The 23,095-nt window shown below is 62.4% G+C and carries 23 protein-coding genes and 1 tRNA gene; 11 read left to right on the top strand and 13 right to left on the bottom strand.

Annotated features, from left to right (window positions below):
* Positions 1-108: 108 nt before the first annotated feature.
* From IF103_RS22955 to IF103_RS22940, 4 genes are all read right to left on the bottom strand, one after another.
* Positions 109-184: transfer RNA gene (locus tag IF103_RS22955), tRNA-Phe, on the bottom strand.
* 90 nt (positions 185-274) lie between these two features.
* Complete coding sequence (locus IF103_RS22950; protein WP_023382801.1) at positions 275-547, bottom strand: oxidative damage protection protein; 273 nt, start codon at positions 545-547, stop codon at positions 275-277.
* Entirely contained in the window at positions 544-1,611 is a 1,068-nt protein-coding gene (mutY, locus tag IF103_RS22945) for an A/G-specific adenine glycosylase (RefSeq protein WP_027907597.1), read from the bottom strand. The genes IF103_RS22950 and mutY overlap by 4 nt, the downstream gene beginning before the upstream one ends.
* On the bottom strand, positions 1,608-3,845 hold the full coding sequence (locus IF103_RS22940; RefSeq protein ID WP_023382799.1) for an AsmA family protein: 2,238 nt from the start codon (positions 3,843-3,845) through the stop codon (positions 1,608-1,610). The genes mutY and IF103_RS22940 overlap by 4 nt, the downstream gene beginning before the upstream one ends.
* A 321-nt stretch (positions 3,846-4,166) precedes the next feature.
* On the opposite strand from IF103_RS22940, the gene IF103_RS22935 reads away from it, so the two are divergent.
* From IF103_RS22935 to hisF, 6 genes are all read left to right on the top strand, one after another.
* Positions 4,167-5,825: an OFA family MFS transporter gene (locus IF103_RS22935; protein WP_023382798.1), complete on the top strand. Its 1,659-nt coding sequence runs from the start codon at positions 4,167-4,169 to the stop codon at positions 5,823-5,825.
* A gap of 214 nt (positions 5,826-6,039) precedes the next feature.
* Entirely contained in the window at positions 6,040-6,633 is a 594-nt protein-coding gene (hisB, locus tag IF103_RS22930) for an imidazoleglycerol-phosphate dehydratase HisB (protein ID WP_027907596.1), read from the top strand.
* Positions 6,634-7,272, top strand: coding sequence for an imidazole glycerol phosphate synthase subunit HisH (hisH, locus tag IF103_RS22925; RefSeq protein WP_023382796.1), 639 nt, complete (start codon positions 6,634-6,636; stop codon positions 7,270-7,272).
* On the top strand, positions 7,273-7,533 hold the full coding sequence (locus IF103_RS22920) for a DUF2164 domain-containing protein (protein ID WP_023382795.1): 261 nt from the start codon (positions 7,273-7,275) through the stop codon (positions 7,531-7,533).
* Positions 7,534-7,560: 27 nt separating this feature from the next.
* Positions 7,561-8,298 carry a 1-(5-phosphoribosyl)-5-[(5-phosphoribosylamino)methylideneamino]imidazole-4-carboxamide isomerase gene (gene hisA, locus IF103_RS22915; RefSeq protein WP_023382794.1) on the top strand — a complete coding sequence of 246 codons (738 nt, stop codon included), beginning with the start codon at positions 7,561-7,563 and terminating at the stop codon, positions 8,296-8,298.
* 10 nt (positions 8,299-8,308) lie between these two features.
* The gene (gene hisF, locus IF103_RS22910) at positions 8,309-9,079 is read left to right on the top strand and encodes an imidazole glycerol phosphate synthase subunit HisF (RefSeq protein WP_011536177.1); all 771 of its coding nucleotides are present in this window, start codon (positions 8,309-8,311) and stop codon (positions 9,077-9,079) included.
* A 96-nt stretch (positions 9,080-9,175) separates the two neighbouring features.
* On the opposite strand, the gene choV is transcribed toward hisF, so the two are convergent.
* The 3 genes from choV to IF103_RS22895 form a co-directional block, all read right to left on the bottom strand.
* Positions 9,176-10,354 (bottom strand): choline ABC transporter ATP-binding protein, encoded by a 1,179-nt coding sequence (gene choV / locus IF103_RS22905; protein WP_023382793.1) that lies wholly within the window; start codon positions 10,352-10,354, stop codon positions 9,176-9,178.
* Positions 10,351-11,199, bottom strand: a complete 849-nt coding sequence (gene choW / locus IF103_RS22900) for a choline ABC transporter permease subunit (protein ID WP_177325271.1) — start codon at positions 11,197-11,199, stop codon at positions 10,351-10,353. Before choW ends, choV begins: the two co-directional genes overlap by 4 nt.
* Before the next feature lie 82 nt (positions 11,200-11,281).
* Positions 11,282-12,229: a choline ABC transporter substrate-binding protein gene (locus IF103_RS22895; RefSeq protein WP_023382791.1), complete on the bottom strand. Its 948-nt coding sequence runs from the start codon at positions 12,227-12,229 to the stop codon at positions 11,282-11,284.
* 442 nt (positions 12,230-12,671) lie between these two features.
* On the opposite strand from IF103_RS22895, the gene IF103_RS22890 reads away from it, so the two are divergent.
* Positions 12,672-14,048 (top strand): L-serine ammonia-lyase, encoded by a 1,377-nt coding sequence (locus tag IF103_RS22890; protein WP_023382790.1) that lies wholly within the window; start codon positions 12,672-12,674, stop codon positions 14,046-14,048.
* A gap of 393 nt (positions 14,049-14,441) precedes the next feature.
* The gene (gene gbdR / locus IF103_RS22885) at positions 14,442-15,548 is read left to right on the top strand and encodes a choline metabolism transcriptional regulator GbdR (protein WP_023382789.1); all 1,107 of its coding nucleotides are present in this window, start codon (positions 14,442-14,444) and stop codon (positions 15,546-15,548) included.
* A gap of 83 nt (positions 15,549-15,631) precedes the next feature.
* Here gbdR and IF103_RS22880 read toward each other — a convergent pair whose 3' ends face one another.
* The 5 genes from IF103_RS22880 to choX all read right to left on the bottom strand — a co-directional run bounded on the left by IF103_RS22880 (position 15,632) and on the right by choX (position 19,668).
* A complete protein-coding gene (locus IF103_RS22880) occupies positions 15,632-15,889 on the bottom strand; it encodes a hypothetical protein (RefSeq protein WP_023382788.1) in 258 nt (85 codons plus the stop codon).
* 358 nt (positions 15,890-16,247) lie between these two features.
* A complete protein-coding gene (locus IF103_RS22875) occupies positions 16,248-16,718 on the bottom strand; it encodes a thioesterase family protein (RefSeq protein WP_104881101.1) in 471 nt (156 codons plus the stop codon).
* Between the two features lie 10 nt (positions 16,719-16,728).
* Positions 16,729-17,694 (bottom strand): L-carnitine dehydrogenase, encoded by a 966-nt coding sequence (locus IF103_RS22870; protein WP_023382786.1) that lies wholly within the window; start codon positions 17,692-17,694, stop codon positions 16,729-16,731.
* A 21-nt stretch (positions 17,695-17,715) separates the two neighbouring features.
* Entirely contained in the window at positions 17,716-18,600 is an 885-nt protein-coding gene (gene cdhC / locus IF103_RS22865) for a 3-dehydrocarnitine:acetyl-CoA trimethylamine transferase CdhC (protein WP_023382785.1), read from the bottom strand.
* 123 nt (positions 18,601-18,723) lie between these two features.
* On the bottom strand, positions 18,724-19,668 hold the full coding sequence (gene choX, locus IF103_RS22860) for a choline ABC transporter substrate-binding protein (RefSeq protein ID WP_023382784.1): 945 nt from the start codon (positions 19,666-19,668) through the stop codon (positions 18,724-18,726).
* 147 nt (positions 19,669-19,815) lie between these two features.
* On the opposite strand from choX, the gene IF103_RS22855 reads away from it, so the two are divergent.
* Complete coding sequence (locus IF103_RS22855) at positions 19,816-20,760, top strand: GlxA family transcriptional regulator (RefSeq protein WP_023382783.1); 945 nt, start codon at positions 19,816-19,818, stop codon at positions 20,758-20,760.
* 55 nt (positions 20,761-20,815) lie between these two features.
* On the opposite strand, the gene IF103_RS22850 is transcribed toward IF103_RS22855, so the two are convergent.
* On the bottom strand, positions 20,816-21,217 hold the full coding sequence (locus IF103_RS22850) for a lysozyme inhibitor LprI family protein (RefSeq protein WP_023382782.1): 402 nt from the start codon (positions 21,215-21,217) through the stop codon (positions 20,816-20,818).
* 286 nt (positions 21,218-21,503) lie between these two features.
* On the opposite strand from IF103_RS22850, the gene IF103_RS22845 reads away from it, so the two are divergent.
* Positions 21,504-22,481: a dipeptidase gene (locus tag IF103_RS22845; RefSeq protein ID WP_023382781.1), complete on the top strand. Its 978-nt coding sequence runs from the start codon at positions 21,504-21,506 to the stop codon at positions 22,479-22,481.
* A gap of 77 nt (positions 22,482-22,558) precedes the next feature.
* Entirely contained in the window at positions 22,559-23,089 is a 531-nt protein-coding gene (locus IF103_RS22840) for a DUF5943 domain-containing protein (RefSeq protein WP_023382780.1), read from the top strand.
* The last annotated feature ends 6 nt before the right edge of the window (positions 23,090-23,095 follow it).

Below are 23,095 nucleotides of genomic sequence, written 5' to 3'. Positions count from 1 at the left end.
AACAAGCGCTGCCTTTCTCGGAGAAAATCCCAGACAACAAAAAACCCGCACTAGGCGGGTTTCTTGTTGTCGCTTCGGGTAACTTTGCAACCACCAGAAGCTTGAAGGTGGTGCCCAGAGACGGAGTCGAACCGCCGACACGAGGATTTTCAATCCTCTGCTCTACCGACTGAGCTATCTGGGCGACGAGGTGCATTAAATAGATTTCCAGACCGTCCGTCAACGACTTTTTGAAAAAATTTTAAATTAATTCCGTCGCTTACGTTTTCTGGGGTCATTCGGCCGGCGGAACGTAGCCTTCGGCCTGGGCGTATTCTTCGCCGGCGAAAAACTTGTCCATTTCGCCCTGGAGGTACTTGCGGTCTTCACCGTTCATCATGTTCAGGCGCTTTTCGTTGATCAGCATGGTCTGGTGCTTCTGCCAGTCGGCCCAGGCCTTCTGCGAGATGTGTTCGAAAATGTCCTGGCCTTTGGCGCCGGGGTAGGGCGGGCGGTCCAGGCCTGGCAGTTCTTCTTTGTATTTGCGGCACATCACGGTGCGGGTCATCGTGCTTCTCCTGCAATCAGTTCGTCGGCCGCGCGTTTGAGCAGCTTCTTGACCGGGGCGGCGAGGCCCAGGCGCGGCGGGGTGGCGAGGTTATACCAGAGCCAGTCGGCCTCGGCCACGGGCTGGCCGACCGGGTCGACGCGGACCAGCCAAGGCTCGATCGCCAGCTGGAAATGGCTGAAAGTGTGAGTCAGGCCTTCTAGCGCGCGGCTGTCGGCCAGGCGCAAGCCGTGTTGGTAGGCCAGGTCGTCGAGCTGTTCGATGTCGTCCAGTTCGGGCAGGCTCCACAGGCCACCCCACAGGCCGCTGGAGGGGCGGCGATACAGCAGAATGGCGCCTTCGTGGTTGGCCAGCAGCGGCATCAGCGTGCGGCGCTGGGGCAGGGCTTTGCGCGGCTTGGGTTCGGGGTAGCGGGTTTCTTCGCCGTGCAGGTGCGCCTCGCAGCCGCGCTGCAATGGGCAGATCAGGCAACTGGGCTTGCTGCGGGTGCACAGCGTTGCGCCCATGTCCATCATCGCCTGGGTGTAGTGGTTGGCGCGCTGCTGCGGGGTGAAGCGCTCGGCGGTGGCCCACAGTGCATTGGCCACTTTTGGCTCGCCTGGGTAGCCAGCTTGAGCGGTGTAGCGGGCGAGCACGCGCTTGACGTTGCCATCGAGGATCGGTGCGCGGATGCCCATGCTGATGCTGGCGATGGCGCCGGCCGTCGAGCGGCCGATACCCGGCAACTCGGTGAGCTGCTCGACGCTGCGCGGGAACTCGCCGCCGTACTGCTCGACCACCATTTTCGCGGCTTTCTGCAAGTTGCGGGCGCGGGTGTAGTAGCCCAGGCCCGTCCATAGGTGCAGCACTTCGTCCTCCGGCGCGGCCGCCAGGGCCTGCACGGTGGGCAGGGCCTGCATGAAGCGGTCGAAGTAGTTGAGCACGGTGCTCACCTGGGTCTGTTGCAACATGATTTCCGACACCCACACCCGATACGGGGTGATGCCCTGTTGCCAGGGCAGGTCATGCCGACCGTGCTGGTCGTACCAATCCAGCACGGCGCTGGAGAACTGCTCGGGGCTCATCGCTTGAACAGCCCCTTGAGCGCGTCTTTGAGTTCTGGGCTCACCTTGTCTCCGAGTTTTTCGTCAATCTTGTCTTTAAGGCGGTTACCGGCCAGCTTGGCGGCGACCTTGCCCAGGCCTTCCTGATCGAGGCGGCAGGCTTTGGCGCCCAGCTCCAGCGGGCCACGGCAACGCAACGGCACTTCAATGCCCACGAAACGCTCGTTGACCTGGCAGGCAGGGTCCGGCATGGCGCGCTGGTCACCTTCCACGATCACGCCAACGTTGTAGTCCATGCCCAGCACACGCAGGTCGAGGTCGCCCTGGCCATTGACGGTCAGGCCGGGAATGCGGGCCTTGAGGTCCGGGTTGCTGGCCACGCCGTTGCGTATCACCAGGCTGCCGCGCAGTTCTTCGAACGGGGTGTCCTTGCCGCGTGGCTCGCCGCTGAGCGACTTGCGGTTCAGCGTGGCGATGGCTTGGCACAGTTGCTGTTCGAGGTTGGCATTGACCAGCACACCGTCATTGATGGTGAAGTTGGCGGCGCCGTTGAGGGTGTCGATCAGCGCTTTCTGGCTGTTGCCGGTGGCGGTCAGGTCGCTGGACAGGGTGAGCAGCCCCTTGACTGGAGGTGCCTGTTCCTTGCCTTCAGCCTTGATGAAATGCTCGACCGGCACCCGGTTGATCTTGGTGCTGATGCCGATTTGCGGCACAGCGGGGCGCACGTCGACGGTGCCTTTGGCATCGAAGCTGCCGTTGTACAGGCCGCCGCGCAGGGTCTGCAGAGTGACCAAGCCACCCTGGCCGGTGACGGCCAGCTGGGCGTCGCTGATGGGCAGCTTGTCCAGGGTCAGCGAGCCGAACGCAATGTCAGCCTGCAGGTCCAGGGCACGCAGGCGGTCCACCGGCAACAGTTTGTCGTTGCTCCAGGCTACCTGGGTCGGGGCATTGGGCAGCGGCGAGGTGCCGGCACCTGCGACGGCGCTGGCCTCCTGCTGCTTGACCTCGGCCTGGCGGGCGGCGGTGGCGCCCTTGGCCTCTTCGCTCTTGGCCGGCAAGTAGCGGTCGGCGTCGAAGGTGTCGCCTTTGAGTTGCAGGCGCAGGGCCTGCTTGGCGAAGTCTTCGATGGCCACCCGACCACTGAAGCCGCTGTCGTCGAGCTTCACCGCCAGGTCTTCCAGGGTCAGGCTATTGGGCGTGCCTTGCAGGCGGCTGACCAGTTCCAGCTTGCCGAAGACGGTCGGGTCGTTGGTGGCTGGCAGCGGGTGGCCGATGCCGTCGAGGAAGGTGCGCAGGTCGAACTGGGCGATGGACAGGCCGCCACTGAGCTGCGGCGTCTTGTCCAGGTCACGCACGTTCAGCTCGCCGAGCGCGCGCATCTGGTTGGCCGAGACCTTGAGCCCGCTCCAGGAGGCCACGTTGGCCGCCAGGTCCACCAGCAGCTGGCCTTGCGCGGAGAAGGTCATGGTTTTGCCGGCCAGGGGCTCGCCCGACGTTTCGCCAGAAAGTCGCATGTCCTCGAAGTTGTAACGCTTGAGCTTGCGATCGAAGCGCAGTTCACCCGCCAACTCGGTGCGGGCCTTGATATTCGGTTGGCTGGCACTGAGGAAGGCGCTGGCCTTGAGCGGGATGTTCGCGCCTTCGTGAACGGGGCCGGTGCTCAACTGGATGCTTTCGGCGCTGAAGGCCTGGCCGCTCTTGGCATCGGTGTACTGCACGCGCGCGTTGTTCACGGTCAGGCTGTCGATGTCGAGTTTGACCGAGCGTTCGCTACCGCTGTCCGAGGGTGTCGAGGTGGGTTCGGCGGGAGCTTGCGCAGGCGCGTCGGCGGGGGCGCCGGTCTGTGCGGGCAGGGGTTTGCCGATGTCTTCCCAGTTGCCGTGGCCGTGCTCGTCGCGGGCCAGGGTCAGGTTCAGGCCTTCTACACGGACATCGCTCATTTGTACTTCGCGGCGCAGCAGCGGCAGCACACGTACCGACAGGCCCAGCATCTGCAGGTCGGCGAACGGTTGCTTCGGCGCCGTGAGCGTAGCGATGCTGGCATCGTGCAGCTCCAGGCCCAACCAGGGGAACAGGCTCCAGCCGATGTCGCCATTGAGGGTCAGTTCAACGTGCGCCTTGTCGCGCGCCAGCTGGCGAATCTCGTCTTTATAGTCGTTGGGATCGAAGAGGTGGGTCAGGGCGAAGCCCAGCGCCACGATGATCAGCAGCAACCCGAGTAACCCAAGCCCCAGGATTTTGCCGAACGCTTTCATGGGCGAGTCCTTGTAGTCCGATTTTTGAATTCAAGCGGCAGAGTATAGCGCCGCACGGGTTGTGCCTGCGTATTCGACAAGAGGCACAGGGTATTTCCTACGAAGGAAGGGTGCAGCAATACCGATTCAGCGGTTCAAAAAATAACGATATCAGATTGCTTTCATGTCACTTGATCCTGTTAACCTTGCGCCGCTTCCACGGAGCGCCGCGACGGATTGTCGCGGACGTTGCCGCAAATGGCCGGGCCTTGCCTTGTGTGCAGCCAGAAGAGCCGGGCATTCAATCCGCGAGCATCGTCTACCTACAAAAGGATCGAATCCATGAACAGCAGTATCACGGCAGGAGCGGTCGCCACTGCGCCGAGCTTCCTGTCGAAGGAGCGCATCATCGCCCGTCCGGGCTTCAACCGCTGGCTGGTACCCCCGGCAGCCCTGGCCATTCACCTGTGCATCGGCATGGCCTATGGCTTCTCGGTATTCTGGTTGCCACTGTCCCAGGCCATCGGTATCAGTGCCCCAGTCGCCTGTTCGGCCGACATGGGCTTCATCGCCAAGTTGTTCACCGCTGAGTGCGATTGGCCTATCTCGATGTTGAGCTGGATCTACACCCTGTTCTTCGTCTTCCTCGGCTGCTCGGCCGCTGTGCTTGGCGGTTGGCTGGAACACGCCGGTCCGCGCAAGGCTGGCCTGGTATCGGCGCTGTGCTGGTGTGGTGGCATGCTGATCTCGGCGATTGGCGTGAAGACCCACCAATTGTGGCTGATGTGGCTGGGGTCCGGCGTCATCGGTGGCATCGGCCTGGGCCTGGGTTATATCTCCCCCGTGTCGACCCTGATCAAGTGGTTCCCGGACAAGCGTGGCATGGCGACCGGCATGGCGATCATGGGCTTTGGCGGTGGTGCGATGGTTGGCGCCCCGCTGGCGACCGCATTGATGGGCCACTTCGGCAACGCGCAGGAAGTGGGCGTATGGCAGAGTTTTGTGGCGATGGCCGCGATCTACTTCGTGTTCATGACCGCTGGCGCCCTGGCCTACCGCGTGCCGCCGACCGGCTGGAAGCCTGAGGGCTGGACCGCGCCGGTGAAGAAAGCCAACGCGATGGTCACCGACCGCCACGTTCACGTCAGCGTGGCCTGGAAGACCCCGCAGTTCGCGCTGATCTGGCTGGTGCTGTGCCTGAATGTTTCGGCGGGCATTGGCATCCTGGGCATGGCTTCGCCACTGCTGCAGGAAGTCTTCGCCGGCAAGCTGCTGGGCAACCAGCTCAGCTTCAGCGAACTCAATGCCGCGCAACTGGCGCAGATCGCCGCCATTGCCGCTGGCTTCACCGGTTTGCTGAGCCTGTTCAACATCGGTGGTCGCTTCTTCTGGGCTTCGTTCTCCGACTACATCGGCCGCAAGAACACCTATTTTGCCTTCTTCGCCCTGGGCGTGGGCCTCTACAGCCTGGTGCCGAACATGGGCCACCTGGGCAACGTGGCACTGTTCGTGGCGGCGTTCTGCATCATTCTGTCGATGTACGGTGGTGGTTTCGCCACGGTGCCGGCTTACCTGGCCGACCTGTTCGGTACACAGATGGTGGGTGCCATTCACGGTCGCCTGCTGACTGCCTGGGCGGCGGCGGGCGTGCTGGGGCCAGTGCTGATCACCTACCTGCGCGAATATCAGCTGGCAGCGGGTGTCGAACGTGCAGCGGCGTATGACATGACCCTGTACATCCTTGCCGGCCTGCTGGTGCTGGGTTTCATCTGCAACCTGCTGGTACGTCCGGTGGCGGACAAGCACTTCATGACCGACGCCGAGTTGGCCGCAGAGCGTGCGTTGAGCCATGACAAAGGCGCCGATGGCGCTCGCTCGCTGGAATGGCATGCGGCACCGGGCAGCCTGCCGCTGGTGCTGTTCGCCTGGGCGGTGGTGGTGATTCCGTTGGCCTGGGGGGTGTGGATCACCCTGCAGAAGACGGCCGTTCTGTTCCACTGATCGTCCGGCCGCTATCGCCGGCAAGCCGCCGCCTACCGGTGTCTGGTGGAGGCGTCGGCTTGCTGGTGATAGGGGCAACACAGCTTGTATAGACCTGTAGCGCATTCGGCCTTGCGAAATTGCTTTGCCTGCCATATGTCATCCGCGTTTCAAGCTGGCGCGTCTTGGGCCTATAATGGAGCCCTTTTCGCCCAATGATTTTGCGGAGCTGGTGATGGTCGAACGTAAGGCTTCCGTCGAGCGCAATACCCTGGAAACCCAGGTCAAGTGCTCGATCAACCTCGATGGCAGTGGCAAGGCCCGATTCGATATCGGCGTGCCTTTCCTTGAACACATGCTCGACCAGATCGCCCGACACGGGCTGATCGATCTGGATATCGAGTGCAAGGGTGACCTGCATATCGACGATCACCATACCGTCGAAGACGTCGGCATTACCCTGGGCCAGGCATTCGCCCAGGCCATCGGTGACAAGAAGGGTATCTTCCGCTACGGCCATGCCTACGTGCCGCTGGACGAAGCCCTGTCGCGCGTGGTCATCGACTTCTCGGGCCGTCCAGGCCTGCAGATGCATGTGCCCTATACCCGCGCCACCGTTGGCGGTTTCGACGTCGACCTGTTCCAGGAGTTCTTCCAGGGCTTCGTCAACCATGCCTTGGTGACCCTGCACATCGACAACCTGCGGGGCCATAACACCCACCACCAGATCGAAACCGTGTTCAAGGCCTTCGGCCGCGCGCTGCGCATGGCGGTGACGCTGGACGAGCGCATGGCCGGACAGATGCCTTCCACCAAGGGATGCCTGTAAATGCAGACGGTAGCCGTAATCGACTATGGCATGGGCAACTTGCACTCGGTGGCCAAGGCGCTTGAACACGTCGGCGCCGGCAAGGTGCTGGTGACCAGCGACGCCGCAGTCATCCGCGAGGCGGACCGCGTGGTGTTCCCGGGTGTGGGCGCGATTCGCGACTGCATGGCCGAAATCCGCCGCCTGGGCTTCGACAGCCTGGTGCGCGAGGTCAGCCAGGACCGCCCGTTCCTCGGGATCTGCGTCGGCATGCAAGCGCTGCTGGACCACAGCGAGGAAAACGACGGTGTCGACTGCATCGGCCTGTTCCCCGGCCAGGTGCGCTTTTTCGGCAAAGACCTGCAAGAAGACGGCGAGCACCTGAAGGTGCCGCACATGGGTTGGAACGAAGTCAGCCAGACCATCGACCACCCGCTGTGGCATGACATTCCCGACCGCGCACGGTTCTACTTCGTGCACAGCTATTACATCAACGCCGGCAAGCCCGGCCAGGTGGTCGGTCGTGGCCACTATGGCGTCGACTTCGCCGCAGCATTGGCTGATGGTTCGCGCTTTGCCGTGCAGTTCCACCCGGAGAAGAGCCACACCCACGGTCTGCAGCTGCTGCAGAACTTCGTGGCCTGGGACGGGCGCTGGTAAATGAGCAGGTCGCGGACCAAGGCCCCGGTCATCACCCTGGCACCCGAGCAGGAGCGCGAAGCGCTCGATACCTTGAAGCGCTTCCTTGAAGACCGCTTCGAGCTGGAGCTGGGGTCGTTCGAGGTGGCTGAGGTCCTCGAGCTGTTCAGCAAAGAAATTGCACCCCTTTACTACAACAGGGCGATTGCCGATGTTCAGCTGCACCTCAAGGAGCGGTTCGAGAGCATCGAAAGCGACCTGTGGGCGCTCGAGAAGCCCTGAACTCCACCGAATAGACAGGTTTCCAAGATGCTGATTATCCCCGCTATCGATCTCAAGGACGGTGCCTGCGTACGTCTGCGCCAGGGCCGTATGGAAGACTCCACGGTATTTTCCGACGACCCGGTGAGCATGGCCGCCAAGTGGGTCGAAGGTGGCTGCCGCCGCCTGCACCTGGTTGACCTCAACGGCGCCTTCGAAGGCCAGCCGGTCAATGGCGAGGTGGTGACTGCCATCGCCAAGCGTTACCCGAACCTGCCGATCCAGATCGGCGGTGGCATCCGCTCGCTGGAAACCATCGAGCATTACGTCAAGGCTGGCGTCAGCTACGTGATCATCGGCACCAAGGCGGTCAAGCAGCCTGAGTTCGTCGCCGAGGCCTGCAAGGCCTTCCCGGGCAAGGTCATCGTCGGCCTGGACGCCAAGGACGGTTTCGTCGCCACCGATGGCTGGGCAGAAGTCAGCTCGGTGCAGGTCATCGACCTGGCCAAGCGTTTCGAGGCCGATGGCGTCTCGGCGATCGTCTACACCGACATCGCCAAGGACGGCATGATGCAGGGCTGCAACGTGCCCTTCACCAAGGCCCTGGCCGAAGCCACGTCGATCCCGGTCATCGCTTCGGGTGGCATTCACAACCTGGGCGACATCAAGGCCCTGCTGGATGCCAAGGCCCCTGGCATCATTGGCGCCATCACCGGCCGTGCCATCTACGAAGGCACCCTCGATGTCGCCGAGGCCCAGGCCTTCTGCGACAACTACCAAGGCTGAGGACTGAACCATGGCACTGGCCAAGCGCATCATCCCTTGCCTGGACGTGGACAACGGCCGGGTGGTCAAGGGCGTCAAGTTCGAGAACATTCGGGATGCCGGCGACCCGGTGGAAATCGCCCGTCGCTACAATGAGCAAGGTGCCGACGAGATCACCTTCCTCGACATCACCGCCAGCGTCGACGGTCGCGACACCACCCTGCATACCGTCGAGCGCATGGCCAGCCAGGTGTTCATTCCGCTGACCGTGGGCGGTGGCGTGCGCACCGTGCAGGACATCCGCAACCTGCTCAATGCCGGTGCCGACAAGGTCTCGATCAACACCGCGGCGGTGTTCAACCCCGAGTTCGTCGGTGAAGCTGCCGACCGTTTCGGTTCGCAGTGCATCGTCGTCGCCATCGACGCGAAGAAGGTTTCCGGCCCCGGCGAAGCGCCGCGTTGGGAGATCTTCACCCACGGTGGCCGCAAGCCGACCGGCCTGGATGCCGTCGAGTGGGCGAAGAAGATGGAAGGTCTGGGGGCCGGCGAAATCCTGCTGACCAGCATGGATCAGGACGGCATGAAGAACGGTTTCGACCTGGGTGTGACCCGGGCCATCAGCGATGCGCTGGGGATTCCGGTGATCGCTTCGGGTGGTGTGGGTAACCTGCAGCACCTGGCCGACGGCATTCTGGAAGGGCATGCCAGTGCGGTTCTGGCGGCCAGTATCTTCCACTTCGGTGAGTACACGGTACCGGAAGCCAAGGCCTACATGGCTTCGCGCGGGATTGTGGTGCGCTGAACAATGATTGGGGCCGCTTTGCGGCCCATCTGCCGTAGCCGGCCCTCCAGAGGAGCCCGCTCGCCGGCGATGGGCCGCAAGGCGGCCCCAATTGCATCATCCGTGGGTCTTGCCCAGCAACGCGTGATACAACTCGGTATCCCCGAGAATCCCTACCACTTTGTCGTTATCCTGCAGCACCAGCTTGTTGCCCGTCTGATAACGAATCTGCAGCGCCTCACGCATGCCGATATCGGCGTGCACCACAGTTGGCCTGCGTTCGAGCAGCTCTACATCCTGCCCCGGTGCCCATTTCTGCATGTCCAGGCCGTTCTGGCCCTGGCGTGCGCGCTTGAGCGAGCCTCCTTCGCCAAGGTCCAGCCACGAGTCGATACCTGGGTCCAGGCAAACCGAGCCGTTGACCCGTTTGCAGTTGTCCAGGCTGCGCATCAGGCTGCGGCCGCACAGCACGTTGAGCGGGTTGGTGTGGGCGACGAAGGTGCGCACATACTCATCCGCCGGGTTGAGGACGATTTCCTCGGGCTTGCTGTACTGGATGATCCGGCCATCTTTCATGATGGCGATGCGGCTGCCCAGTTTCAGCGCCTCGTCCAGGTCGTGGCTGACGAACACGATGGTCTTGCTCAACTTGCTTTGCAGCGCCAGCAGCTCGTCCTGCAGGCCCTGGCGGATCAGCGGGTCAAGCGCGGAGAAGGGTTCGTCCATCAGCAGGATGTCGGCATCCATGGCCAGTGCGCGGGCCAGACCCACACGTTGCTGCATGCCGCCTGACAGTTCGTCCGGCTTCTTGTTGCGCCATTGGGTCAGGCCCACCAGTTCAAGCTTTTCGTCCACCAGCTTGCGCCGTTCCTTCTCCGGACGGCCCTGCATTTCGAGGCCGAAGCTGATGTTCTCGCGCACCGTCAGCCAAGGCATCAGGGCAAACTTCTGGAACACCATGGCGATGCGCTTGGTGCGCATCATTTTCAGCTCGGCCGGGGTGCAGTGGGCAATGTCGATGTTCCGGCCTTCATGCTCGACGAACAGTTTGCCGCGGCTGACGGTGTTCAGGCCGTTGATGCAGCGCAGCAGGCTCGACTTGCCCGAGCCCGACAGGCCCATGAGCACGCAGATCTCGCCTTTGTTGATATCCAGGTTGGCCTTTTCCACGCCCACCACGAGGCCGGTCTGCTTGAGGATCTGCTCGCGGGTCTTGCCCTGGTCGAGCAGGGCCAGCGCCTCGCGTGGCTTGTTGGAGAAGATGACGTCGACGTCTTCGAATCGAATGATGCTCATGCTTCACCCCTTACCGGCAGCTCCGGTTGCTTGCAGATACGGTCGAGCATGATCGCCAGCAGCACGATCGCCAGGCCCGCTTCGAAGCCCAGGGAAATATCAGCGGTGTTCAGTGCGTTGACCACAGGTTTGCCCAGGCCATCGGCCCCTACCAGTGCAGCGATCACCACCATCGACAGCGACAGCATGATGCACTGGGTCACGCCGGCGGCGATGCTCGGCATCGCGTGCGGCAGCTCGATGCGGGTCAGCAGTTGGCGGCGTGAGCAGCCGAATGCCTTGCCGGCGTCCATCAGCTCTTGCGGCACGTCGCAAATGCCCAGGTAAGTGAGGCGGATGGGGGCGGCGATGGCGAACACCACCGTCGAGATCAGCCCCGGCACCACTCCCAGCCCGAACAAGGTCAGGGTCGGGATCAGGTAAACGAAGGTGGGCACGGTCTGCATCAGGTCGAGGACCGGGCGCATGGCGGTATAGAACATTGGCTTGTGCGCGGCGACGATGCCCAGCGGCACGCCGATGGCCACGCAGACCACTGTGGCGAAGGTGACCTGTGCCAGGGTCTCCATGGTTTCCTGCCAGTACCCCAGGTTAAGGATCAGCAGGAAGGAAAGGGCAACGAAAGCGGTCAGCGCCCACTTGCGCTGAATCAGGTGCGCGAGGGCGGCGAATACAGCCACCAGAACGAACGGGTTGAACCACGTCAGGGCGCTGGTGACGCCGTGGATCATGAATTCCAGGCCTTGGGCGATGGCGTCGAAGTAGCTGGCGCCGTTCTGGGTCAACCATTCGACGAATGAGGCGATGTACTGCCCCAGGGGTATTTTCTGATCGATAAGCATGATAGCGAGCTTCCACCTGCAAAGATTGAAATCAGTCCGGGGCGGGAAGGTTCCCGCCCCGGCGGTGTTGCCATAGCGTCTTGCGTTATTGCGTCAGTTTGGCCTTGGCCGCCTCAAGGCCGGGTTTGCCATCAACGGTGGTAACGCCGGCCAGCCAGTTATCCAACTTGCCGGGGTTGGCCTTGAGCCATTTCTTGGCGGCGTCCTCGGGCTTCATCTTGTCGTCCAGGACATAGCCCATCATGGTGCTTTCATCCTTGAGCTCGAACGACAGGTTCTTCAACAGTTGCCCGACGTTGCTGCATTCCTGCGTATAGCCTTTGCGCGTATTGGTCAGCACGGTGGCCTTGCCGAAATCGGGACCGAAGAATTCGTCCCCTCCGGTCAGGTACTGCATCTTGAAGCGGGTGTTCATCGGGTGCGGTTCCCAGCCCAGGAACACGATCGCTTCGCCGCGCTTCTGTGCCCTGTCCACTTGCGACAGCATGCCGGCCTCGCTGGACTGCACGATCTTGAAGCCTGCGTCCTTCAGGCCGAAGGCGTTCTTGTCGATCATGCTCTGGATGGTGCGGTTACCGTCGTTACCCGGCTCGATGCCGTAGATCTTGCCGTCCAGCTCTTTCTTGAACTTGGGGATGTCGGAGAAATCCTTCAGGCCCTTGTCATAGAGCGCCTGGGGGACGGCCAAGGTGTACTTGGCGTTCTCCAGGTTGGCGCGCACCGTTTCCACGGTACCGGCATCGCGGTACTGCTTGATGTCGTTTTCCATGGTCGGCATCCAGTTGCCGAGAAACACGTCCAGGTCCTTGCCGGTGGCCAGCGACTTGTAGGTCACCGGTACCGAGATCATGGTGGTGTGGGTCTTGTAACCCAGTGCTTCGAGCACAACGCTGGTGGTAGCGGTGGTTACGGTGATGTCAGTCCAGCCGACGTCGGAAAAACGTACCGTCTGGCACTGCTCAGGCTCTGCAGCCTGGGCCAGCATCGGTGCGGACAGCAACGCAACCAGCAACAGCGAGGGTGAACCTTTCATGGATGGACTCCTGTGATTTTATCTTCGGGTTCGCGTGGGTCTCCGGGCTTTCTGAGGGTCCGGTAGACCAGGCCTGCAGAGGGCAGGATGCGAGGCCGTGCAAAACGAGTCGCTTTCGATAATCCTCCAGCGCCGGTTAATCGCCTACTGGTAGGGTCGTAACCAGTACGGAACGGGTCGCATCCAGTATCGGCGACGTCGTTTATGGATTTCTCCACCCCGTCGGCCGCGTTTTTGCGTCACAAGGTCGCTTGAAAACGGCGCACGGGTGGCCGGATCGACAGCGGCGCTGCTGAGCAAAAGTACGTCGGTTGCAGACGGCGAGGGGAGGCATAAAAGCCCGATGATGCGTGCATTCGTGGCGGCTCGCAGCTTCAGCCTAGCAGTTGCCCCGCCCTGCGCATGGCGCGCAGAGACAAGCCCAGCAAGAGGTGAAGCGACAATGGCCATCAGCGTGTTCGACCTGTTCAAGATTGGTGTCGGGCCTTCCAGCTCCCACACCGTTGGCCCCATGCGTGCCGGCGCCCTGTTCGTCCAAGGGCTGCGCGAGCGCGGCGAGCTGGAACAGGTAAAACGGATCGAGGTGAGGCTGTACGGCTCGCTGTCGGCCACCGGTATCGGCCACGGCACCGACAACGCCACCATCATGGGCCTGATGGGCGAATGGCCTGACGCCATCGACCCCACCCAGATCGTCCCGCGCATCGCCGACCTGCGTGAAACCAACACCCTGCAGCTGGACGGGCGCCTGCCCATCGAGTTCGTCTGGGCCCGCGACATGCTGCTGCTGGATGAGAACCTGCCGTACCACCCCAACGCCATGACCCTGATCGCCGAAGGCGCGCAGGGCGAGCTGCACCGCGATACCTATTACTCGGTAGGCGGCGGCTTCGTGGTCGATGCAGCCCAGGCCGCCAGCGGTGTGCTGGACGCCGACCAGACGGTGTTGCCATACGATTTCAACAGCGCGGCCGAACTGCTGCGCCTGTGCAAACAAAACGACATGAGCGTGTCGCAATTGATGATGGCCAACGAGAAGGTCTGGCGCAGCGAAGAAGAGATTCGCGCTGGCTTGCACAAGCTCTGGGATGCCATGCAGGAATGCGTCAACAACGGCCTGAAATACGAAGGCACGCTGCCCGGCGGGCTCAACGTCCGCCGTCGCGCCGCCAAGCTGCATCGCAGCTTGAAGGAGATCGGCAAGCCCAACGTGATCGGCTCGACCATGAGCGCGATGGAGTGGGTCAACCTGTTCGCCCTGGCGGTCAATGAAGAGAACGCCGCGGGCGGGCGCATGGTCACGGCGCCCACCAACGGCGCCGCGGGCATCATTCCGGCAGTGTTGCACTACTACATGCGCTTCAGCGATGCGGTGAACGAGTCCAGCGTGGTCGACTTCTTCCTCGCCGCGGCAGCCGTGGGCATCCTGTGCAAGAAGAACGCTTCCATCTCTGGTGCCGAGGTCGGCTGCCAGGGCGAGGTGGGCTCGGCGTGCGCCATGGCGGCGGCAGGCCTTGCCGAAGTGCTGGGGGCAACGCCTCCACAAGTGGAGAACGCGGCGGAAATCGCCCTGGAGCATAACCTTGGCCTGACTTGCGACCCGGTTGGTGGGCTGGTGCAGGTGCCGTGCATCGAGCGCAACGCCATTGCCGCGGTGAAGGCGATCAACGCCGTGCAGATGGCTTTGCGTGGGGATGGCGAGCACTTCATTTCCCTCGACCAGGTGATCCGCACCATGCGAGACACCGGCGCCGACATGCACGACAAATACAAGGAAACCTCGCGTGGTGGCCTGGCGGTCAGTGCCATCGAATGCTGATGCGCTGATTTCGAACTGATGTGAGCTCTGCGCCCCTTTTTGGGGCGCTGTTTTTGGAAGTACCGGCTGTCGGCTGTCGCACTCAGTGTGGGTATTGTCGGTGACACTCAAATGTGTCGCTTCTGGGCATCCTTCCCAACCGTGCTACCGTTCTGCTCAGCAGTTACACGCAAAGGCGCTGGCGCGCCTGTTTGCGTTTTTCCGCAAGCGCGTACGAAACGCTTGATTTGCCGAAAGAAGACGTCGTTTTTGGTTTTTTTTGGATGCGCGTTCAATTTCCGGCACGCCGTTTGCGTTGAGATTGGCAAAGCCCCTGCATAACGAACGGGGGCACTAACAAGAAATCAGTGTCCGCCTGAGGCACACCCTGCATTTGTGTGAGGAGAAATCGCGATGACGTCGTACACCTCCGGGAACCCAACCCAGAACCGCACAGCCCCACAGTCCATCGGTTTTCTCCTGCTGGACAATTTCACCCTGATTTCCCTGGCATCGGCCGTCGAGCCGCTGCGCATGGCCAACCAGCTCTCCGGTCGTGAGCTGTACCGCTGGCATACGCTGACAGTCGATGGCGGCCAGGTATGGGCCAGCGATGGTCTGCAGATCACCCCGGATGCAGCCATCAACAACGCACCGCCCATGGACACCGTGATCGTCTGCGGTGGCGTGGGCATCCAGCGTTCGGTCACCCGCGAGCATGTCACCTGGCTGCAGGCCCAGGCCCGCCAGTCGCGCAGGCTTGGCGCGGTATGCACCGGCAGCTGGGCTCTGGCATGTGCCGGCCTGCTCGACGGCTTCGATTGCAGCGTGCACTGGGAATGTCTGGCGGCGATGCAGGAAGCCTTCCCTCGCGTGAACATGAGCACCCGTCTGTTCACCCTGGACCGTAACCGCTTCACCAGCTCGGGTGGCACTGCGCCGCTGGACATGATGCTGCACCTGATCAGCCGCGATCATGGTCGTGAACTGTCGGCAGCGATTTCCGAAATGTTCGTCTACGAGCGCATCCGCAACGAGCAGGATCACCAGCGCGTGCCGCTCAAGCACATGCTTGGTACCAACCAGCCGAAGCTGCAAGAGATCGTCGCGCTGATGGAAGCCAACCTGGAAGAGCCGATCGACCTGGACGAGTTGGCTGTTTATGTGTCGGTGTCGCGGCGCCAGCTCGAGCGCCTGTTCCAGAAATACCTGCACTGCTCGCCGTCGCGCTATTACCTCAAGCTGAGACTGATTCGTGCGCGGCAGTTGCTCAAGCAGACGCCGATGTCGATCATCGAAGTGGCGTCGGTGTGCGGCTTCGTTTCCACACCGCACTTCTCCAAGTGCTACCGCGAATACTTCGGTATTCCGCCGCGTGACGAGCGTGTCGGTTCCAACACCGCTCAGCAGGTAGCGATGATGCCGATCCCGCAGGCCATGACCCTGTCGCCGCACAGCGGGCCGATGGCCGCCCTGAGCCAGGCGCGCAACGAGTCGACGTTCGCCAGTGTGAGGATCTGACGCTCAATCGCCGGCCAGCCGGCGCCTACAGGTAACCCGCTAACCTATAGGCGCCGGCTGGCCGGCGATGGGCGAGGGTGAAATCAGGTGCGCTTGTTGAACTGCGCCAACGCAGGCAGCAATTGCTTGTCGATCGCCTGGCGCACGGCCGGCAGAATCGTTGCGCTACCGGTATACATCTGTTCGACCATACCCTTCAGGGCACGGGCGTTGGGCTCGGTCAACCCGCGAACCACCACCTCGCACGCCTGCTCGGCGCTGGCACCGGCCGGAATGTCGAATCCCCGTGCGCGCAGGTGGCCCAACAGGTCGTCCTGATCAATCAAATCCGCATGCATCATGGCTGTTGTCCTTGTTTGCTGCTGTGATCGTCAGCCGATTCTGTGACGTGCCAGGCAAGGCGGCAAGGACAGAATGTCGCAATGGCTGCTTTGGCTAAGAACAGGTCGTTCCCGACTAAATCTGCGAGCGGGGAAGTCAGCACACTGAACTCATTCACGGTACCAGGGGGTTTGGTCACCCTCGCTCACACAGTGGATGTTTGCTCGCTCTTGGCCCCGGATGCTCACGGCTTTCCGGGGTTATTTTTTTGCGTCCAAGGGCCATTCGCGGAAAAACCCGCTCCTCTAGATACCCGCTGCTCTCGTGAGCCGTGGAACACCTGTAGGAGCGGGTTCAGCCGCGAGCGGGCAATGGAATCTATGCAGGAAGACCAATCACACGCCCGGCGAATTCAGGCGCTGACAGGTCGCGCTGGTTCTCTACCCAGTCGTTGAGCAATGCCACGCTGCGCTCCCCGAACGGCGCCGATTTAGGCCCCGCCAGGTCTACATGCAGCAGCATCTGCTCGCTTGCCGCCAATGCTTCGTCGAACCCCGCCCGGTGCAGGCTGTGGTAAAGGTGCAGGCGCTTGCGGTCGAAACCGATGATCTGCGTCTGCACCCACACTTCGGTGCCCAGCTTCACTTCATGCAGGTAGTTGATGTGCGCCTCGAGGGTGAACAGCGAATGTCCGCTTTGCCCACGGCTGTCGGCATCCAGGCCGATGCGCTCCATCAATGCGTCGGTGGCGTAGCTGAAGATCAGCAGGTAATAGGCATCGCGCAGATGCCCGTTGTAGTCGACCCAGTCCTCCTGGACCGGGGTACGGTAGGTGATCGAAGCGGGCATTGCGGTCTCCTCACTCGCCAAACGCCAGGCCGTGGCTGGCTTTGCTGTTTTTCACAGCTTCCAGTACTGCCAGCAGGGTGTCATCACGATAGCGCTCCAGCGCGGCGATGCTGCGCTCGCCCAGTTGCTCCGAGGTGCCTTCGACCACGTCGTCGATCAGTTTGTCCGTCAGCTCCGGTGCTGGCAGGTAGGTCCAGGGCAGCTTCAGCGCCGGGCCGAACTGGGACATGAAGTGGCGCATGCCAGCATCGCCGCCCGCCAGGGTGTAAGTGAGGAAGGTGCCCATGAACGACCAGCGCAGACCGGCACCGAAGCGGATGGCGTCGTCGATCTCGCCCGTCGTGGCTACGCCGTCGTTGACCAGGTGCAGGGCTTCGCGCCACAGCGCTTCGAGCAGGCGGTCGGCGATGAAGCCGGGGACTTCCTTGCGTACGTGCAGCGGGCGCATGCCCAAGGCCGTGTAGAAGGTCTTCGCGGCCTCGATGGCGTCCGGGGAAGTGCGGTTGCCACCGACGATCTCGACCAACGGCAGCAGGTACACCGGGTTGAACGGGTGGCCGACCACGCAGCGCTCGGGGTGGGTGGCCGACTCGTAGAACTCACTGGGCAGCAGCCCCGAGGTGCTGGAACCGATGATGGCGTTCGGTTTGGCCGCGGCGCTGATCTTGGCGTGCAGGTCGAGCTTGAGGTCGAGGCGTTCCGGGGCGCTTTCCTGGATGAAATCGGCGTCGCGAACGCATTCTTCGATGGTCGCGACGAACTTCAGCCGCTGCTGCGAAGCACCGGGCGCCAGGCCTTGTTTCTCAAGGGCCGGCCAGGCATTGGCGATGCGCTTGCGAAGCGCCTGTTCGGCACCGGGGGCCGGGTCCCAGGCGATGACATCCAGGCCATGGGCGAGGGCGCGGGCGACCCAGCCGCTGCCAATCACGCCGCTACCGAGGGCGGCGAAGGTCTTGATTTCGGTGATGAAGGGCATGTCGATCTCCTTGGCTCGGTATCAGCGGCGCTTGAGGTTCATTTTTTCCCGGCCTTCTGCCGGGGTGAGCACGCGGGCGCCCATGCGGGTGATGATTTCCGCTGCCCGCTCGACCAGCTGGCCGTTGCTCGCCAGTACGCCACGGTCCAGGTACAGGTTGTCTTCCAGGCCCACGCGAACGTTGCCGCCGAGCAGTACCGCCTGCGCCGCCATGGGCATCTGCATGCGGCCGATGCCGAAGCCTGCCCAGGTCACGTTCGCCGGCAGGTTGTCGACCATCGCCTTCATGGTGGTGGTGTCGGCCGGTGCCCCCCACGGGATGCCCAGGCACAGCTGGAACAGCGGGTCCTCTAGCAGGCCCTCCTTCATCATCTGCTTGGCGAACCACAGGTGGCCTGTGTCGAAGATCTCCAGCTCGGCTTTCACGCCCAGCTCGGTAATGCGCTTGGCGCCGGCACGCAGTTGCGCGGGGGTCGAGACGTAGATGGCGTTGCCATCGCCGAAGTTGAGGGTGCCGCAGTCGAGGGTGCAGATTTCCGGCAACAGTGCCTCGACGTGGGCCAGGCGTTCCAGCGGGCCGATCAGGTCGGTGCCTGGGCCGAATTCCATTGGCGACTCGCCTGGGCCGATTTCAAGGTCGCCGCCCATGCCGGCAGTGAGGTTGACGATGATGTCCACGTCGGCTTCGCGGATGCGTTCCATCACTTCGCGGTACAACGCTACGTCGCGGCTGAAGCGGCCGGTTTGCGGGTCGCGGACGTGGCAGTGGACCACGGTGGCGCCAGCCTTGGCGGCTTCGACGGCGGATTCGGCGATCTGTTTGGGGGTGACCGGGACCAAGTGGCTCTTGGCAACGGTGTCGCCGGCACCGGTGAGGGCGCAGGTGATGATGACGTCATGGTTCATGGCGTGGTTCCTGGTGATATCGGGGGTGGATTTTTCGCGGGCAAGCCCGCTCCCACAGGATCGACGTGACCCTGAATGTAGCGCTGTACCTGTAGGCGCGAGCTTGCTGGCGAAGAGGCCGGATCAGTTGGCGCTGAGCTTGAGGTTCTCGGCAGCTGGCTGGCCGTCGAAGGTGGTCACACCTTCAAGCCAGCGGGCCTTGTCTTCGGGGTGGTCCTTGAGCCACTGGCGGGCCGATTCCAGGGCGTCCTTGTGGTCGAGCAACGGCTGCATCATGCGGCTCTCGTCCTCGGCACTGAAGTTCAGGTTGGTCAGCAGGCGGTGGGCATTGGGACAGCGTTGGGCGTAGTCTGGCGCCGTGACCGTCCACACCGTCGCCCGGCCTTCGTCAGGGCCCAGGGCATCCTGGCTGTCGCCCAGGTAGGCCATCTCGATGTTCACATTCATCGGGTGCGGCGCCCAGCCAAAGAACACTACCGCTTCCTTGCGCCGTACGGCGCGGTCGACAGCGGCGAGCATGCCTGCCTCACTCGATTCGACCAGCTGGAACTTGCCCAGGTCGAACTGGTTCTTGGTGATCATCGCCTTGATCTGGGTATTGGCGCCGGAACCCGGTTCGATGCCATAGATCTTGCCGCCCAGTTCTTTCTCGAACTTGTGGATGTCGGCGAAGGTTTTCAGGCCTTTGTCATAGAGGTATTTCGGCACGGCCAGGGTGGCGCGGGCGTCCTCCAGGCTGGGCTTGTCCAAGACCTTGACCTGGTTGGCATCGACGAACGGGGTGATGGTTTGGGTCATGAGCGGGTTCCAGTACCCCAGGAACATGTCCAGGCGCTTGTCGCGGATACCGGCGAAGATGATCTGCTGCGAGGCGCTGGTCTGCTTGGTCTGGTAACCCAGCCCATCGAGCAGCACCTGCGCCATGGCGCTGGTGGCGATGACGTCGGTCCAGTTGACCACGCCCAGGCGCACGTCCTTGCAGACGGCGGGTTCGGCGGCGAATACGGGGCTTGCAAGGGTGGTGCTCAGAGCGAGGGAAAACAGGCTGCGGCGGATCAAGCTGTGCATGGTGGCTCTCCAACGGCAGTGCATATTGTTATAGGGGCCGGTCTCTCTGGACCGTGTGTTTAAGCTACGCGGGTGGCACACTGGAAAATCGCACGCTGGCGACTCACACTTGCACCCTGGCGACCTGTCCTCATCAGAGAAACCTCGATGTCGCAAACTATCCAGTTCCTCCTGCTTCCAGGCTTTTCGGCCATGGGCTTCATCAGCGCCTTGGAGCCGCTGCGCGTGGCCAACCGCTTCCGTGGGCCACAGTACCGTTGGCAGGTGCTGAGCCTGGATGGCGGGGCGGTGCAGGCGAGCAACGGTATGTCGGTCAACGCCGATGGCGCGTTGGGCGATGAGCCGCACGGGCAGATGCTGCTGGTGGTCGCAGGGTTCGATCCGTTGGCCAGTTATGGCCATGGCTTGCAACAAGCGCTACGTCGTCTCGACCACGAGGGGGTGATTCTGGGCGGCATCGATACCGGCGCGATGGTATTGGCCGAAGCGGGCCTGCTGGATGGGCATCGGGCGACCTTGCATTGGGAGGCGCTGGAGGCTTTCAAGGAGCGTTATCCACGGTTGCAGGCGACGCAGGAGCTGTTCGAGATCGACCGCCGAAGAATTACCTGCGCGGGTGGCACGGCGTCGATCGACCTGATGCTCGACCTGATCGGCCAGGCCCATGGCAGCGAGTTGGCGGTGCAGGTTTCCGAGCAGTTCGTGCTGGGGCGTATCCGTCCGCGACAGGATCACCAGCGCATGCAGATCGCCTCCCGCTACGGCATCAGCAACAAGAAGCTGGTGAAGGTCATTGGCGAGATGGAGCGCAACACCGAGCAGCCGCTCAATACCCAGGTGCTGGCCGATGCCGTGCAGGTGACCCGGCGGCAGCTCGAGCGGTTGTTTCGCCTGTACCTGAACGACACGCCCAGTGGCTTCTATTTGCGGCTGCGCTTGGACAAGGCGCGGCAGTTGTTGCGTCAGACCGACATGAGCGTGCTGGAGGTCGGCGTGGCATGCGGGTTCGAGTCTGCGTCGTACTTTACCCGCTGCTACCGAACGCGGTTCGAGCGCTGTCCGCGGGAGGACCGGTTGGCTCGGGTGGTCTGAGGTCTTCCTGCGCTGGCCTCTTTGCGGGGTTGCCCGCGAAGAGGCCGTTACAGGGCTACTGCTGACCGATGGATTGCAGGTACTCCGAGCGGTCATCGCTGCGCTGTGCAACGCAGGTATCCCAGGCCGCCTGGAACGCTTTGCTGCCGGGTTTCTCGGCATAGGTTTCGACCTTGCAGTCGGCATCGCGCAGCTGCGTCCACAGTTTTTCGGCGGCATCCATGCGCCCGACCAGGGCTGTGGCCTTGTCGCCTTCATCGGCATATTGGTCGCGAATGCGCTGAATCAGGTCGTCATACGCCGACTTCAACTCGCGCTCGGCGGTCTGTTTATTGAACGCCGCGCAAGCGAAGGCCTGCTGGTCGCTCTCGACGTTATCGCAGGGCGTGCTTTCTTCCTCGCCGGCCTGGGCGCCCATCGCAAAGGCCATCAGAACCAGCCATGCCATTGATTTCATCCGTTATCTCCTCGAACCGGCTGACGAATCGCCGCGATTCTCGCTCAGCCCACGTCTGTGCGGTAGCTCCCTGACGAAATGTTCATAAACGCCTGGCGAATGTCGTTATCGAGACTGGCTCTCATCGGCGGATGGCGCGCCAGAGCGTGCCATGTCGCGCATTGACGCTTTCGGCAAACCCCCTGTCGTTTTTGCATCGGGGCGCCTCGGGGCACAGGCATATGCTGGCTCCAAAGCGCCGGCACAAGGTTTGGCGCGAGCCAACTCGATAAAAGGGGACAGCCTGATGAGCCCAGCCGAACTTCACGCCGACAGCATCGTCATCGACGGTCTGATCATTGCCAAATGGAACCGCGAGCTGTTCGAGGACATGCGCAAGGGCGGGCTGACCGCGGCCAACTGCACGGTGTCGGTGTGGGAGGGCTTCAAGGCCACCGTCGATAACATCGCCGCCAGCCAGAAGCTGATCCGCGAGAACAGCGACCTGGTAATGCCGGTACGTACCACCGCCGACATTCGCAAGGCCAAGGAACTGGGCAAGACCGGCATCCTCTTCGGTTTCCAGAACGCCCATGCGTTCGAAGACCAGATCGCCTACGTCGACGTGTTCAAGCAGCTGGGCGTGGGCATCGTGCAGATGTGCTACAACACCCAGAACCTGGTTGGCACCGGCTGCTACGAGCGTGACGGCGGCCTGTCGGGCTTCGGTCGCGAAATCGTCGCCGAGATGAACCGCGTCGGCATCATGTGCGACCTGTCCCACGTGGGCTCCAAGACCTCCGAGGAAGTCATCCTCGAATCGAAAAAGCCGGTCTGCTACTCCCACTGCCTGCCTTCTGGCCTGAAGGAGCACCCGCGCAACAAGTCGGACGAAGAGCTGAAGTTCATCGCCGACCACGGCGGCTTCGTCGGCGTGACCATGTTCGCACCGTTCCTGGCCAAGGGCATCGACTCGACCATCGACGACTACGCCGAGGCCATCGAGTACACCATGAACATCGTCGGCGAAGACGCTATCGGTATCGGTACCGACTTCACCCAAGGCCACGGCCAGGATTTCTTCGAATACCTGACCCATGACAAGGGCTACGCCCGTCGCCTGACCAACTTCGGCAAGATCATCAACCCGCTCGGCATTCGCACTGTCGGCGAGTTCCCCAACCTCACCGAAACCCTGCTCAAGCGCGGCCACTCCGAGCGTGTGGTGCGCAAGATCATGGGCGAGAACTGGGTCAACGTCCTCAAGGATGTCTGGGGCGAGTAAGCCGCTCTCCAAGCCTGATAGCCCCTGCCAGCAACGCCGGGGCACCCACATAAAAATTTTTATGGAGTTGAGTTTCCATGGCCAAGATCGCCCCGCAATTGCCAATCGAAGTCGACAGCGAGACCGGTGTCTGGACCAGCGACGCCCTGCCGATGCTGTACGTGCCGCGCCATTTCTTCGTTAACAACCACATCGGCATCGAGGAAGTGCTGGGCGCCGAAGCCTACGCCGAGATTCTGTACAAGGCCGGCTACAAGTCCGCCTGGCACTGGTGTGAAAAAGAAGCCGAATGCCATGGCCTGGAAGGCGTCGCGGTGTTCGAGCACTACATGAAGCGCCTGTCCCAGCGTGGTTGGGGCCTGTTCGAAATCCAGGACATCGACCTCGACAAAGGCACCTGCAGCGTCAAGCTCAAGCACTCGGCGTTCGTGTACGTCTATGGCAAGTGCGGCCGCAAGGTCGACTACATGTTCACTGGCTGGTTCGCCGGTGCCATGGACCAGATTCTCGCCGCCCGTGGCAGTTCGATCCGCACCGTGGCCGAGCAGGTCTACGGCGGTTCGGAAGAAGGTCACGATGACGGCCTGTTCGTCGTCAAGCCGTTGTAAGTCGGA

Source organism: Pseudomonas sp. SK2, assembly GCF_016772395.1.
GTDB classification, from domain to species: domain Bacteria; phylum Pseudomonadota; class Gammaproteobacteria; order Pseudomonadales; family Pseudomonadaceae; genus Aquipseudomonas; species Aquipseudomonas taiwanensis.
Note: the sequence above shows the minus strand (reverse complement) of the source record. Positions and strands in the feature narration are given on the sequence as shown.